At 55.4% G+C, this 14,110-nt stretch carries 12 protein-coding genes; 4 read left to right on the top strand and 8 right to left on the bottom strand.

The genetic code is table 11. The features are described from left to right. Together BG52_RS11430 and BG52_RS11425 are read right to left on the bottom strand one after the other, a co-directional pair. Positions 1–2,264: 3-hydroxyacyl-CoA dehydrogenase/enoyl-CoA hydratase family protein (locus tag BG52_RS11430; protein WP_036667290.1), on the bottom strand; the 2,264-nt coding region annotated here is incomplete at its 3' end. A 6-nt stretch (positions 2,265–2,270) separates the two neighbouring features. Then, entirely contained in the window at positions 2,271–4,457 is a 2,187-nt protein-coding gene (locus BG52_RS11425; RefSeq protein WP_397310073.1) for a heterodisulfide reductase-related iron-sulfur binding cluster, read from the bottom strand. Between the two features lie 246 nt (positions 4,458–4,703). On the opposite strand from BG52_RS11425, the gene BG52_RS11420 reads away from it, so the two are divergent. The 4 genes from BG52_RS11420 to BG52_RS11405 all read left to right on the top strand — a co-directional run bounded on the left by BG52_RS11420 (position 4,704) and on the right by BG52_RS11405 (position 7,742). Continuing rightward, positions 4,704–5,288, top strand: a complete 585-nt coding sequence (locus BG52_RS11420) for a TetR/AcrR family transcriptional regulator (protein WP_036580707.1) — start codon at positions 4,704–4,706, stop codon at positions 5,286–5,288. Positions 5,289–5,324: 36 nt separating this feature from the next. Further along, complete coding sequence (locus tag BG52_RS11415) at positions 5,325–6,092, top strand: electron transfer flavoprotein subunit beta/FixA family protein (RefSeq protein ID WP_036580705.1); 768 nt, start codon at positions 5,325–5,327, stop codon at positions 6,090–6,092. A gap of 85 nt (positions 6,093–6,177) precedes the next feature. Continuing rightward, positions 6,178–7,158: an electron transfer flavoprotein subunit alpha/FixB family protein gene (locus BG52_RS11410; protein ID WP_036580702.1), complete on the top strand. Its 981-nt coding sequence runs from the start codon at positions 6,178–6,180 to the stop codon at positions 7,156–7,158. Between the two features lie 296 nt (positions 7,159–7,454). Next, the gene (locus tag BG52_RS11405) at positions 7,455–7,742 is read left to right on the top strand and encodes a hypothetical protein (protein ID WP_036580699.1); all 288 of its coding nucleotides are present in this window, start codon (positions 7,455–7,457) and stop codon (positions 7,740–7,742) included. 177 nt (positions 7,743–7,919) lie between these two features. On the opposite strand, the gene bioC is transcribed toward BG52_RS11405, so the two are convergent. From bioC to BG52_RS11375, 6 genes are all read right to left on the bottom strand, one after another. After that, positions 7,920–8,771 (bottom strand): malonyl-ACP O-methyltransferase BioC, encoded by an 852-nt coding sequence (bioC, locus tag BG52_RS11400; RefSeq protein ID WP_036580696.1) that lies wholly within the window; start codon positions 8,769–8,771, stop codon positions 7,920–7,922. Beyond that, positions 8,734–9,540 (bottom strand): alpha/beta fold hydrolase, encoded by an 807-nt coding sequence (locus tag BG52_RS11395; protein WP_051588058.1) that lies wholly within the window; start codon positions 9,538–9,540, stop codon positions 8,734–8,736. Before BG52_RS11395 ends, bioC begins: the two co-directional genes overlap by 38 nt. After that, entirely contained in the window at positions 9,537–10,715 is a 1,179-nt protein-coding gene (bioF, locus tag BG52_RS11390) for an 8-amino-7-oxononanoate synthase (protein ID WP_036580817.1), read from the bottom strand. Before bioF ends, BG52_RS11395 begins: the two co-directional genes overlap by 4 nt. A 31-nt stretch (positions 10,716–10,746) precedes the next feature. Beyond that, a complete protein-coding gene (gene bioD, locus BG52_RS11385) occupies positions 10,747–11,526 on the bottom strand; it encodes a dethiobiotin synthase (RefSeq protein ID WP_223298998.1) in 780 nt (259 codons plus the stop codon). Next, the gene (gene bioA / locus BG52_RS11380) at positions 11,498–12,934 is read right to left on the bottom strand and encodes an adenosylmethionine--8-amino-7-oxononanoate transaminase (protein ID WP_397310082.1); all 1,437 of its coding nucleotides are present in this window, start codon (positions 12,932–12,934) and stop codon (positions 11,498–11,500) included. Before bioA ends, bioD begins: the two co-directional genes overlap by 29 nt. A gap of 287 nt (positions 12,935–13,221) precedes the next feature. Continuing rightward, positions 13,222–13,794, bottom strand: coding sequence for a hypothetical protein (locus BG52_RS11375; protein ID WP_036580694.1), 573 nt, complete (start codon positions 13,792–13,794; stop codon positions 13,222–13,224). Between the last annotated feature and the right edge of the window lie 316 nt (positions 13,795–14,110).

Genomic DNA, 14,110 nt, shown 5'->3' with positions numbered 1-14,110 from the left:
TCGCCGCCTGCCAGCACATGCGCCAGCTTGCCGGCGATCAGCAGATCGTGGCCGCTGATATAACCGCCGTCATGCATCGCCCGCGCGCCCAGCTTGAGCACGGCTTTGCCATCCGCTCCGATGATGCGGATCTTCTCCGGCTGCGGCTGCTCATAACCGGCCTCCACGAGCCGTAGCGCAGCTCGCTTCGCCTCGTGGATAAGGTGATCGGGGTTCATGACAATGCGGTCCGATGGCCGGAAATATCCGAGCCGCTTGGCGTCATACGCGCTCATCGACACCTTGGCCGTCCCGATATTCATGAATACCCGATTCATGTGCGGCTGCAGATCGATGGCCGGATCGGGATTAGCAAGCGTCAGCCGCAGAGCCATCTCCTTGCAGCCGCCGCCTGCCGGAATCAGTCCGACACCGACCTCGACGAGGCCGTAATAGGTCTCGGCATAGGCGACGACCTCATCGGCCGGCATGCACACCTCGACGCCGCCGCCTAGCGTCATCCGGTGAGGCGCGGCCACGACCGGCTTGACGGAGTGCTTCAGCTTCAGCATCGTGTTCTGGAACATCCGGATGATGGCATCGACTTCGTCCCATTCCTCGTCCTGCGCCTCCATCAGCAACAGCATAAGGTTAGCGCCGACACAGAAGTTGCGGCCCTCATTGGCAATGACGAGCGCCTCGTAGTTCGTCTGCACCTCATCGACGCTTTGCTGGATCATCGTCAGGATATCCGCCCCGATCGCATTGTGGGGCGAGTGAAACTCCAGGCAGGCCACCCCGTCGCCGATATCGATCAGGCTCGCGCCGCTGTTCGCGCGGATCACCTTGTTCCGCTCCTTCAGGCTGCGCAGCGAAATCTGCTCCAGCGGCGGCACCTCCTCCTTGTACCGGCCTTGGTAGACGAACGCGAACGTTCCCGTCCCCTCCGCCTTGCGGTAGAACGACTCGTTCCCGGCCGCCAGCCAATCCTTCACCCAGGCCGGCACCGCTTCGCCTTCGGCTTCCATTCGCTCCGCCGTGCGCCGCAGCCCGATCGCGTCCCACGTCTCGAACGGACCGAGGTCCCAGTTGAAGCCCCACTTCATCGCGCGATCGATGTCGGCGATCGAATCCGCGATTTCGCCGAGCTTTTCCGCAGAATAGAGCAGCACTTTTTTCGTAATCGTCCAGGCCAGCCCCGAGTAGCGGTCCTTGGCGCCGAGCAGCGCCCTCGTCTTCTCCTTCGCTCCCCTTGCCGCCCTGGCGGCTTCCAGCGAAGCCGACGAGACCTTCCTGCTCTTGGCGTAGTCCATCGTCGTCAGGTCGAGGGATTGAATTTCGCTGCCCGCAGGGCCCTTCACCTTTTTGTAAAAACCTTGTCCCGCTTTCTCGCCGATCCACCCGCGGGCCGCCATATCTTTCAGCACCTGCGGCGCTTCGAAGACGAGCTTCTCCTCTCCCTCGTCAACCTTGTCGTATACGTTATTCGCCACATGTGCGAAGGTGTCGAGCCCGACGAGGTCCAACGTGCGGAAGGTCGCGCTTTTCGGCCGGCCCATCGCCGGACCGGTCACCGCGTCCACTTCCTCGACGGTAAAACCGCCGTCCGCCATCGCCTGCAGCGTAACGAGCAAGCCGTATGTGCCGATCCGGTTCGCGATGAAATTCGGCGTATCCTTGGCGACGACGACGCCCTTGCCGAGCCTGCCCTCGCAGAACGACTTCATTCCCTCGACGATGGCCGCGTCGGTCGTCTCACCGGGAATGATCTCAAGCAGCTTCATATAACGGGGCGGATTGAAGAAATGCGTGCCGAGAAAATGGTTCCGGAATTCCGCGCTGCGGCCTTCCGCCATGGCATTGATGGAGATGCCCGACGTATTGGAGCTGACGACGGTGCCCGGCTTGCGACAGGCTTCGATTCGGCCCAGCAGCTCCCGCTTGACCGCCAGGTTCTCCACGACGACTTCAATGATCCAGTCGACGTCCTTGATTTTGACCAGATCGTCCTCCAGATTGCCCGGCGTAATCCGCCCCCCGAAAGCCTCGTCGTAGAGCGGCGACGGCTTCATTTGTGCCAGGCGGGCGATTGCGGCGGTCGCAAGCCGGTTGCGCACGGCCGGATGCGCCGTCGTCAGCCCCTTCGCCGCTTCCTCGGCGGTCGGAGAAGCCGGGACGATGTCGAGCAGCAGACTGGGTATGCCCGCGTTCGCCAGATGGGCCGCGATGCTCGCGCCCATAACGCCGGAGCCGATGACGGCCGCCTTCGATATGTTCATAACCATATGCGTTTATGCCTCCCGTTCGGTTACGATTTCACGCGCGGCGCCAGCGGTGCCGCCGAATACCGTGCGCTCCAATATTTCCGCCACATCGAGCGTTTTGACGCGCTCCTCCGCTTCCTTCTGCTTCGTGCCGTCCTCCAGCATCGTCAGGCAGTACGGGCAGGCACTGCCGATTATCGTCGGCTTCGCCGCCAGCGCCTGCTCGGTCCGCGCTACATTGACGCGCTTGCCCGTCTTTTCCTCCATCCACATCATACCGCCGCCGGCGCCGCAGCACATGCCGTTCTCGCGCGTGCGTTCCATTTCAATGAGCTCGACGCCGCGGATTGCCCGCAAAATGTCGCGCGGCGCCTCGTAAACGTCGTTGTACCGCCCTAGATAGCAGGAATCGTGATACGTAATGCGTTCCTTCATTTCGAACTCCGGCTTCAGCCTGCCGCTGCGCACCAATTCGGCCAGCAGCTGCGTATGGTGAAGCACCTCCACCCCCTCCAGCCCGAATTCAGGATATTCGTTCTTCAACGTATTGAATGTGTGCGGACAGGCGGTCACCATTTTGCTCACTCCGTACCGCTTGAACGTCTCGATATTGTCTGCGCACAGCTGCTGGAACAGCATCTCGTTGCCCATCCGGCGCGGCGTGTCGCCGGAATTGCGCTCCTCGTTGCCGAGAATCGCGAACGATACGCCCGCTTCGTTCAGCAGCCGGACGAGCGCCCGCGACACCTTGCGCGACCGGTTGTCGTACGAGCCCATCGAGCCGACGAAATACAGGATCTCGAAGTCCGGGTTTTCCTTGACTGTCGGCACCGGTATGCCGCCGAGGTCGCCGGTCCAATTGCCGCGGTCGCTGCGGCTGATGCCCCAAGGGTTGCCCTGCCGCTCGATATTCTGCATCGCGCGCTGGCCTTCATGCGGCACGCTGCCTTCCATTAGCACGAGATGGCGGCGCAGGTCGATGATTTTGTCGACATGCTCGTTGCCGACCGGGCACTGATCCTCGCAATTGCGGCACGTCGTGCAGGCCCAGATTTCGTCCTCGGTCATCACCTCGCCGATCAGTTGCAGCTCCTGCGGCGCTTTGTCTGCAGATGGCTGCCACGTCGCCTGCTGCCAGGCGAGCGTCGGCCCGATATCCGTGACGCCGCCGTGCGGCCTCCATTCCGGCACGGCGCTTGCGTCAGAGGTTAACGCATGCGGCCCGCTGCCGGCAGGGAAAGCGAATGCGGGCTGCCACGGCGACTTCGACGTAACGGCCGCCCCCTTCTCCGTCAGATGGTCGCGCAGCTTGACGATCAGATGCATCGGCGACAGCGCTTTGCCGGTATTCGAGGCCGGGCACACATTCGTGCAGCGGCCGCACTCGACGCAAGCGTAGAAATCCAGCATTTGCTTCCGCGTGAAATCCTCGATCCTGCCGGCGCCGAACGACTCGGCCTCCTCATCCTCCAGATCCAGCTTGCGCAGCCGCCCGCCCGGCCCCTTGCGGCGCAGAAAAATATTCACCGGCGCGGTAAAAAGATGAAAATGCTTCGACTGCGGAATATATACGAGAAAGGATAGCAGGATAACCAGATGCGCCCACCAAGCCAGGAAGAAAAGCGCCTTCGCCGCCCCTGCGGACAGCCCGCCGAACGCCGCCGCAATCATGGAGGAGAACGGCGCAAAGGCCGATGCCTCCGCACCCAACCACACCCGCTCGAACCCGAGCGACAAAAGCACGGACAGCATGAGGCCTGCTATAAAGAGCAACACGATGGCCGGCTTCCAGCCCTTTTTAAGCCGCTTCAACTTCTCCCCGTAACGCCGGAAAGCCGCATAGCCCGTCGCAATCAGCACGAGCGCAACCGTAATTTCCTGTACCAGCGCGAATACCGGATAGCCCGGAATCGGCAGGTGCCGTCCGCCCGTGAAGCCCATGTAAATCAGATCGAGCGCTCCGAACTGGAGAATAATGAAGCCGTAGAAAATGACGAGGTGCATGAAGCCGCTCTTCCGGTCCTTCAGCAGCTTCGTGTGCCCGAACGCCTGGGCGGCCAGCTCCCGCGTACGCATTTTCCAATCGAACGGTTTGTCTGCGGGCTGCCCCAGCTTCATATACAAGTACCGGTGGTAGACCGCTCGATAAAATAGCGAGAGAGCATAGCCTGTGACCGCCAGAAATAACAAGGCATGCAGCCATGTCCAGAGCATGAGCATCCATCCTTTCGTACAAGGCAACGTGTAAACCCTTACAAAAAGCCATATTGCAGCGGTGTTCGATTTCTGTGCAACCAAGGACTGCGGGCAAAGTCTTGCGGCCGGGATCATGAGGCGAGGTTTCCGAATTTTGTGCGGGAGCGTTGACAATCGGCTAAGGATTTCATAAGATGGAGTTGGCATAAAATGAATGATTACTCATTCAGTTCTTGATTTGAATTTTATCACCGGGGTGCGAACATGACAAGTAAAAAAATAAACAAATACGATTTGATTCTCGACGCGGCCGTCAAAGTATTCGCCGATACGGGCTATTACGGCTCCCAGGTTTCGAAGATCGCCCGGGAAGCCGGCGTGGCCGACGGCACGATATACTTATATTTTAAAAATAAAGAGGATATTCTCATCTCGCTGTTCCGCGAGCGCCTCGGCGAGCTCGTCGGCAAGTTCAGGGAAAGCGTCGAGACATCGTCCGATGCCGGCGAGGCGTTGCGCAAAATATGCGAAATCCACTACTCCGAGCTGGAGCTTAACCCCGAGCTGGCCTACGTCACCCAGATCGAGCTGCGCCAGAGCTCGCTGGAGCTCCGCAAGGCGATCGGCCAGGCGGTCAAGCCGTACATCCTATTGATCGAATCGGTGCTGGCTCAGGGGATCGGCGAAGGCACGTTCCGCCGCGATCTGGACGTCAAGCTGAGCCGGCTGCTTATATTCGGGGCGATGGACGAGGTCGTCACGTCCTGGCTCATATCCGGCCGAAAATATTCGCTCACCGCGCAGATCGAAGGCACCGTCGCGTTTTTCCTTAGGGCTCTGCGGCCTTAATGAAACTATATCCCGCAATCGGAAGGAGCATGGAGCATGAAGGTGTATGTAGTGCTGAAGCAGACGTTCGATACCGAGGAGAAAATCGTGATCCGGGATGGTGCGGTGTCCGAAGACGGCGTTAAATTCGTTATCAATCCTTACGATGAATATGCCGTGGAGGAAGCGATCCGGCTTAAGGAACGGTCCGGAGGGCAGGTAACGGTCGTATCCGTCGGTCCCGACCGCGCCGCCGAAGCGCTGCGCACCGCTCTTGCGATGGGGGCGGACGAAGCGGTGCTCATCTCGGACGACCGTCTGTCCGACGAATATGCCGTGTCGGAAGCGCTGGCCGCCTTTCTCACGGATCAAGCCTTCGATCTCATTCTCGGCGGCAACTTCTCCGTCGATAACGGGGCCGGACAGGTGGCCGTCCGTCTGGCGGAGCTGCTCGGCATCCCTCATGTCTCGTCGATTGTGAAGCTCGAAGCGCCGGGCGGCGGCTCTGCGGTCGTGCAGCGCGATGCGGAGGGCGATCTCGAAACGCTGGACGTCTCGCTCCCTGCCCTGTTCACGGCTCAGCAAGGGTTGAACGAGCCGCGCTATCCGTCGCTTCCGGGCATCATGAAAGCGAAGAAAAAGCCGTTCAAACGGCTGACGGCCGATGATCTGGGATTGACCGCCGACCGGCTGGAGGGCAGAACTGCGCGCACGTCGCTATCCCTGCCGCCGGTCAGACAGGCCGGACTTATTCTGCAGGGCGATCTGCCGCAGCAGGCGGCCAAGCTTGTCGAGCTGCTGCGCACGCAGTCGAAGGTGCTGTGAGCTTCGGACGCTGTCTTAGACAGCATCCATCATGCAATTATCGCAATGACAGGATCATTCATTGCATATATTAGGAGGAATCCCGATGAGCGAAACCTATCTTGTATTCGCGGAGCATCGCGGCGGTAAGCTTCGGCAGGTAACCTTGGAAGCGCTTCAGGCGGCTGCGGTAGCCGCGGACGATGGCGGCGTGCGGATCGCGGCCGTCCTGATCGGTCATAACGCGGGGGCGCTGGCCGAAGCGCTGGCCGGCTACCCCGTCTCAGACATTCATGTCATAGAGGACGCTTCTTTGGAGCATTACAATCCGGAAGCGTACCTGCACGCGCTGGCTGAGTTGTGCGGCGCCGTCCGGCCGGTTGCCGTCTTCCTCGGCCATACGGCGCTCGGACGCGACCTGGCACCGGCACTCGCCGCTAGGCTGAAGGCCGGCCAGCTGTCCGACGTGATCGCCGTTGAGCGCAGCGGAGACGAAACGGTATTCACAAGGCCGCTCTATGCAGGCAAAGCGTTCGAGAAAAAGGTGTTCCGCGGCACGCCTTGGATCGTAACGGTTCGGCCCAACAACATTCCGCCGGCCGCAGTCGGCGGCTTGGCGACTGCAAATGTGGCAAAGCATGATTATACCGCTCCCTCTTCTCTTCGCACGATCGTCAAAGACGTCGTGCGCCAAACGTCGGGCAAGGTCGATCTGACCGAAGCGAAGATCGTCGTCTCCGGAGGCCGCGGCGTCAAAAGCTCGGATGGCTTCAAGCCGCTGGAGGAGCTGGCGGAGCTGCTCGGCGGAGCGGTCGGCGCATCGCGGGGAGCCTGCGACGCCGGCTATTGCGATTATGCGCTGCAGATCGGGCAGACGGGAAAGGTCGTTACGCCGGAAATTTACATCGCCTGCGGCATCAGCGGCGCGATCCAGCACCTGGCCGGCATGAGCCAGTCGCGCATCATCATCGCGATCAACAAAGATCCGGAAGCGCCGATTTTCAAGGTCGCTGATTACGGCATCGTGGGCGATCTGTTCGAGGTCGTCCCGCTGCTGACCGAGGAGTTCCGTAAAGCGTTGGCCTGACCGCAAACACCACTGGGACTGGGTCGCTCCAACAAAGACAGTCACGCGCGCAGATTATCTGCGCGACGACTGTCTTTTTCGCTTTGCAGCGGAAGATTGCGGAAGGCAAGCTAGAACGGACTTGCACCGCAAATCGCCGCCGCAGGAATCAATGCCCACGGAACGAGTGCCGCCGCCCGTCCCGCAAGCGAGTGTCGATAAATATGCAGGAGCAAGATACAGTTTGCGACAAACATTGCATCCATTCTCTGATACTATTGTTTTCGTTGTCTCACAAAAGATAGGAGCGATGAAAAATGGAATTAATAATGAACCAGAAGTTTGAGAATGAGACGATTGTATTCGACGGCTATAATTTTATCGGTTGCACCTTTAAAAACTGCATCATTTTCGTGACGTCGACCGATTTTGAATTCGACCGCTGCTCCTTCTTTGATACGAATTTTTACGCCGACCCGAGCCTGCCAATCTTTCAAATCTCTCACCGTCTCTCGCAATCTACTTACGATGATATCGCCTGCTTCTGGGATGACGTCTACAAAAAAGGGCTGATCCGGCCGGCACCGCATACAGTTGCGAAATAACGCACAAGGCCTCTGAGTGAAGCGTTGGGCCGGGTTGCCCGATAACTAACGCCGCTCCGTGGACAAAATAGCGTGGAAATCCCCAATCCTCTAGCCGGTGGCGGCAGAATTGGGGATTTTTTTTCAATAATCCTGCACAGAACCTATGGGCCACGAGCCGCGCATCGTCTCTTTGTTTCAGCATGGAGCCACGGCCTCCAGCAATAGAAGATCGTAAGTTGCGACTATGCCCCCGGGCACGCTGAACTTTTCTTGATAGGTTTTGAACATGGCGGTTATCAACCGTCGAGACAGACCGCGAGCCGTGTCCGCTTCCGAGGTGCTCGCGCCTACGCCTTTAACCGAATGGAGAAAATCGCTAACGGAGGAATAAATTTGAAGTTTAACCGATTGTTCAACTCGTACGCTTGCAAAACCGCCTTTCAATAACAAGGCTTGCCAATCTTCCTTAGAAAGTAAAGGTAGTCCGTGCCGCCGGGGTTCCAATCCTTCTGCTTGGTAAACCTCATCGAATGCTTCGTGCAATTCGCAGAACGTATCCTGTCCGAACGTAGTAAACATCAAGAGGCCGCCGGGACGAAGCAATCGCCGAAGATGAATCAGCGTCTCTCCGGGATGATTCAGCCATTGAAAGCAGGCGCTGGAGACGATCAGGTCGAAAGAAGCGGATGGAGCAGCGGCGGCCCATATTTCCACGTCCGCTTGCAAAAAACGGACACGAGACCGAGAACCGGTCGAATCGGTAATTGACCCGATTCGTTGCTCAGCCGCATCCAGCATCGCAGGTGCAATATCGAGTGCAAGGATGGATGAACAGAAATAATGGCGAACCGCCAACTCGGTGAGAAACCCTGTGCCGCAGCCGATTTCAAGAATATCTATCCCATCGGGTAAGCTTTCTTGCTTCTGTTTAATGACGGAGCCGATCAGCCATTCCGCCATTATATGCTGCACATGGGCATGCTTATCATAGGAACCAGCCGCACTTCGATTAAATTGAAGTCGAATCCGATCGGACTTGGACGCCATGCCACCATCTCCTTATTGCATCCGCCAGGATCGCTTCTCTCCCGAGAAAAGGCACATGGCCCGATCCTTCTACCGTTAACAACTCTGCATGAGGCAATTGTGCAAGCAGCTCCTCCGCCGCGCTGTGAGGGCAAACGGTGTCCTCGGAGCCATGAATCAGAAAAACAGGACAGGTGATCCGATTCAAGCGGGACAGGCATTCCTCAGTTCGTAAAATATGAAGGCCCGTAATTAACGCCGAAGTTGTCCAGTATCCGGCTTGCGGAAGCATTTCACCCAGTCCGGTTGTCCATTCGGTATCCGTCAACAGAGTCGTCCGGAATTTCGCCTCCACCGCGGATCGATCCTTCCTTATTGCTGCAATCATCTGCCGTACATAGGCTTCCGGCCAGCCACGGTCCCTGGCTTCTTGGGGGCGGACGAAGCAGGCCGTTCCCGAGAGTAAAACAAGGCCGTCCGCCAACCGACTTTCAGCCAGATGCAGCGCCAACAAGCTGCCCAGCGACCAACCGGCAATCAACAGAGGCGGATGAAGGTCCTCCTTCAAAAAAGCGTTGTCGATCATGGCAAATAGCTCATCCGGCGTTTCAACCGCACTGTAATCGATGGAACCATGATGAAAATCCGGGAGCAAATCATGAAACCGGTCAAAGATTGAAGGTGGCATGCTCCAACCCGCCAGCCATAGAATCGTACCGCTTGGCCGGTTCGGAGCATTCGGAGTTATTTCCGGCGATACTTTCAAGGAGGAACTCTCCGGTTGGGTCATGACTTTAACACCCCCAGTTTGAGACCGATTCTGCGAATACGAGCTGCGGCTTCCATTAGCTCCTGCTCCATGTGCAGTGCCGAGATGGAATAACGAATTCGTGCCGTGCCGTTTGGTACGGTAGGAGGGCGAATGGCAACCGCAGCTATCCCTTCATCTTGAAGATCGGAGCTGAATCGAACGGCCGTTTCATTATCCCCGACGATAAGCGGTATAATAGGTGAATCACCGTCGATAACGGTGAAGCCTGCCGTGCAAAGCGATGCTCGAAACCGTTTGGTTAAGGCTGCAAGTCGCTCACGCCGCCACGGCTCCTCCTGCACCAATTCCAAGGCTTTGGATATTCCCGCTATGACCGCGGGAGGCAAAGCCGTCGAATAGACAAGCGGCCTTGCCGTATTGAGCAGCCACCGAATAAGTGTACGGCTGCCGCAAACATAAGCACCGTAAACGCCGAACGATTTACTAAATGTGCCCATATGCACATCCACATCCTCATTCACGCCCAGTTGATGGCTCAACCCTTCTCCGCGTGCGAAGTAAACACCTCCGCTATGCGCCTCATCCACCATAAGCATCGCTCCATGCCGTTGTTTGAGCACGACAAGTTCTCTCAGCAATGCATGGTCCCCGTCCATTGAGAACATCGCGTCGGTGACGATCAATTTGCGTCTTGCGTCTCGATGCTTATTCAATAGGAATGTAAGATGATCCGGATCATTATGGCGATATCGGACATGCTCTGCCCGGCTTAATGTAATGCCGTCTACGATACTGGCATGATTTAACCGGTCGCTGAAAACAACATCTCTTCGGCTTACGAGCGCACCGATTACTCCTGTGTTGGCCATGTAACCATTGGCAAATACCAATGCAGCTTCTTTTCCTTGCCATTGTGCGAGAGATTGTTCCAAAAGCGCATAAGGCGCTCGATTACCGGTGACAAGGCGGGACGCACCTGAGCCAGCTCCTTCGGACAGAAGCGATTCGCTCATCGCCGCCACGATCGCCGCATGTCCGGACAGGCCCAGATAGTCATTGGACGAAAGGTTTAGGAGCCTGCTTTCTCCACGTCGTAAATGACCGGGATGACCGGCAGCAAGGGAATAGACGCTCAAAGATCGTTCCAATGATTTTTCAGTCAAACGTACAAGTTCATCATTGATCCAGTTCATGGTCATGCATTCCAGGTTCCTGCATATGTAGTCATTCCAATGTCCCTCCCGTGTCATCAAATGCCATTGCCTGTTTGATAGGCAGGATAGGTACGGTTTTCCTGATGATTTCTGTCAGTGCTTTCGGGGTGAATACGCCTTGTAGTGGCGGAAAGCGGCCCAGCACCTTAAGCCCGCTGAAGCGTTCGATCAGCTCTGCATTCGTGTCCCTGCTCGGGTCGTTACAGGCTGCTGTCTGTTCGCCGTCGTTTAGAATGACCCCTATGATCGGAATTGACCGTTGCCGCAGTAACGATGCTGTTAAAATCGTATGGTTTATCGTTCCGAGTCCTGAGCGTGCGACAATGAGGACCGGAATTCCAAGATGAGCGATGAAATCTATTACAAGATGCTCGTCGGTTAACGGAACGGCAACGCCGCCTGCGCCCTCAACGAGCAGCGCATCGTATCTTTGTACGAGGGGCTCGCCTCCATCCAGCAGTTTTTGGAGCACTAAAGTAACCCCAGCCTGCTTGGCTGCAAGCATCGGTGTAAGCGGCGCATCGAACGTGAAGGGAGCGACCGCCTGGGGAAGCTCTTCGATACCCGATGCGCTTATTAACCGTTCGGCATCCGTAATCCCGCTTCCGAGGGGAGCGCCAGACTGCACAGGCTTCCAAATGCCCGCGTTAACCCCATCCGCGCGAAGCGCAGCGGTAAGCGCGGCCGTTATGATCGTCTTTCCGACTCCCGTATCTGTACCCGCAATAAACAAACCGTTTATTCGCTTCATCTCTTCCGGATCACGCTCCCCATCCGCCTTCCGTAACATCCCATATTGCCTTTGCCAGAATGTCGGTCATGGCAGCAAGCTCAGCCTCCGTACTGGCTAGAGGGGGAATAAAGACCACAACATTCCCAAGCGGTCTCGTCAGCATACCTAGCTCTCTCGCCCTCAGACTTGTGCGCACCCCCATGCGATCAGTCCAGTCATAGGCTTTACGTGAAGCCTTATCTTGTACGAGCTCAATGCCAATCATCAGCCCTTGCTGCCGGACCTCGCCTACATGCTTCCAATCCGCCAGTGTTTCTAGCTTCTTTGCCACCAAAGACGCTTGCGTACTGACCCCTTGGACCATGCGCCGTTCCTCCATAAGTTTCAAACTTGCTAAAGCTACGGCACAACCAAGCGGATTGCCCGTGAAAGAATGACCGTGAAAGAACGTTTTCTGTTCTCCGTAATCGGCGTAAAAAGCGTCGTACACCTCATCGGTAGCCAGCGTCGCTGCCACAGGAAGATAACCGCCGGTCAACCCTTTGCCAACAACCATCAAATCTGGCGAGACCCCCTCGAGGTCGCAGGCGAACATAGCGCCCGTTCGACCGAAGCCGGTCGCCACTTCATCGGCGATGAGCAAAACTTCATGCCGCCGGCATAGCGCGGCAATTTCACGCAAACAGCCTTGCGGCATCACTACGATACCGCTGGCTCCTTGTACAATCGGCTCCACAATAAGCGCCGCAATTTGATCGGCCTGCTCCTCCAGCAAATTACGCAAAGCAGCAAGGGTTGCTTCCGATGCGCTTTTTGCTCCTCCATCTTGACGATAAGCGTATGGATAGGGAATCACATGTGAGGAAAAAAGCATCGGGCTAAACGTCGCATGGTACAACGGAATTGCTCCCACACTCACCGCCCCAATCGTGTCGCCATGATACGCTTGATTCATTGTAATGAACGTTTTCTTTCCCCGTCTCCCCCGGTTATACCAGTATTGGAACGCCATTTTGAGCGCAATCTCGACACCTGTTGCTCCAGAATCCGAATAGAACACTTTTGTTAAGCCTTCCGGAGTAATCTGTACCAGCTTTTCCGCCAGTTCTATGGCTGGAACATTCGCCATGCCGAGCAAGGTGGAATGGGCGACTCGCCCGAGCTGGTCCGTTATCGCCAGGTTTAATTCCGGTACATTATGTCCATGTACGTTGAGCCAAACGGAAGAAAATCCGTCGTAATAAGCACGGCCTTGGATATCGTAAAGCATAACGCCTTCCCCCCGTTCTATGATAAGGGGATCGGAGTTGTTATACTCCTTCATCTGGGTAAACGGGTGCCATAAGTAGGCCTTGTTCATGTCGGCTAGTCGTTCATAAATGGACGTCACGCTCATCACTACTTTACCTCCCTTTATTGTTAACCACCTATTCAAATATTGGTTAACAATCACGAGAGACATCATAGCAGAAAGCGTATACCGTGTAAAGGTCTCGATCATCTCACCCCGCAGTAATCGTAACCACTGTTGCGCGGTCAAACCCATAGGGGGCAATCTCCCTCCTGGGCAATGAACCAAATAAAAACGCAGCCTGTATTAGGCTGCGTTGAATGTTTTAATTTGGTGGAGACTAGGGGGATCGAACCCCTGACCTCATCGCTGCCCGCGATGATCTATCCCACGTAAGTTTAATATAATACCATAAAAATCATGGATGAAGTATTTATATAAAGTTATTGTTCTTAGACTGTTTATGATTCGTATGTATTCTCGGAATTGTGTTTATTCATCAAATAATAAAGCAAGGCATTAGCAATTGATGTTTCTGCAATCATCATAGGAATACGAAGGATCAAATATGCCAATCCCCCTTGCCACCAGAATATAATGAATGTAGTTACGAGCATCACAAACAACGCTAAGACAGAAAAGTTCTCTATATGCCTACTATAAGTTCCATTTCCATATCTTCCGAAACTATTGATAATACCAAAAAAAATACTTACAATCATAAATGTTGACCATAATGAAGTCGGTTCAAAGAAGCTGTACATTTTTCCTAAAACATATTTGTAGGAATACGACTGAACAATTAATATTGCAGCGAGTATAAAACCGTGTCTAATGAACGGGTAATTTTCTCCCATAGGGAGCGATGAGTTTATGAGAAAAGATAAGAAAATCGCCATAACGTAATAGGTAAATACATTGTATCCAAAAATATAAAAAATGATTGTTTGAACTATAAACATGACTGCAAAGTGCCACAAAAATTTAGCAAACACCCCTAGATAGTAACCTTGTCGCAATCCATTTTCATTCATATTTCAACCCCCTGTTTAGTCTTTTGTTCCTAATTTTGTAACTATTCAGGTACCCATCATAAGCATCATTTAATCTCTGCTGGACTCGGCAGGGATTTTTTTGTACACTTAAGGTATGAAGATTCAAGGGCGGAATCTCACAGAAGAAAATATTGACTGGATTCGTAGACTGATCTTGGATCATCCGGATTGGCATCGTAGCCGACTCTCACAGGAAATATGCGCAACATGGAATTGGGTAAACGCTAATGGCTTGCTCAAGGACATGGCTTGTCGTACGATGCTTCTCAAATTGGAACGGCTCGGTTACCTTCGT

It is taken from the genome of Paenibacillus darwinianus, assembly GCF_000598065.1.
Lineage (GTDB): Bacteria > Bacillota > Bacilli > Paenibacillales > Paenibacillaceae > Paenibacillus_I > Paenibacillus_I darwinianus.
This window is presented reverse-complemented; position numbering and strand designations above follow the sequence as displayed.

Bases quoted from the DNA above. Each gene is read 5' to 3' on its own strand.
- BG52_RS11415 (WP_036580705.1), top strand. From the start codon at position 5,325: ATGAAGGTGTATGTAGTGCTGAAGCAGACGTTCGATACCGAGGAGAAA.
- BG52_RS11405 (WP_036580699.1), top strand. From the start codon at position 7,455: ATGGAATTAATAATGAACCAGAAGTTTGAGAATGAGACGATTGTATTC.
- bioC (WP_036580696.1), bottom strand. From the start codon at position 8,771: ATGGCGTCCAAGTCCGATCGGATTCGACTTCAATTTAATCGAAGTGCG.
- BG52_RS11410 (WP_036580702.1), top strand. From the start codon at position 6,178: ATGAGCGAAACCTATCTTGTATTCGCGGAGCATCGCGGCGGTAAGCTT.
- bioA (WP_397310082.1), bottom strand. From the start codon at position 12,934: ATGATGTCTCTCGTGATTGTTAACCAATATTTGAATAGGTGGTTAACA.
- bioF (WP_036580817.1), bottom strand. From the start codon at position 10,715: ATGAACTGGATCAATGATGAACTTGTACGTTTGACTGAAAAATCATTG.
- BG52_RS11395 (WP_051588058.1), bottom strand. From the start codon at position 9,540: ATGACCCAACCGGAGAGTTCCTCCTTGAAAGTATCGCCGGAAATAACT.
- BG52_RS11425 (WP_397310073.1), bottom strand. From the start codon at position 4,457: ATGCTCTGGACATGGCTGCATGCCTTGTTATTTCTGGCGGTCACAGGC.
- BG52_RS11420 (WP_036580707.1), top strand. From the start codon at position 4,704: ATGACAAGTAAAAAAATAAACAAATACGATTTGATTCTCGACGCGGCC.
- bioD (WP_223298998.1), bottom strand. From the start codon at position 11,526: ATGTTACGGAAGGCGGATGGGGAGCGTGATCCGGAAGAGATGAAGCGA.
- BG52_RS11375 (WP_036580694.1), bottom strand. From the start codon at position 13,794: ATGAATGAAAATGGATTGCGACAAGGTTACTATCTAGGGGTGTTTGCT.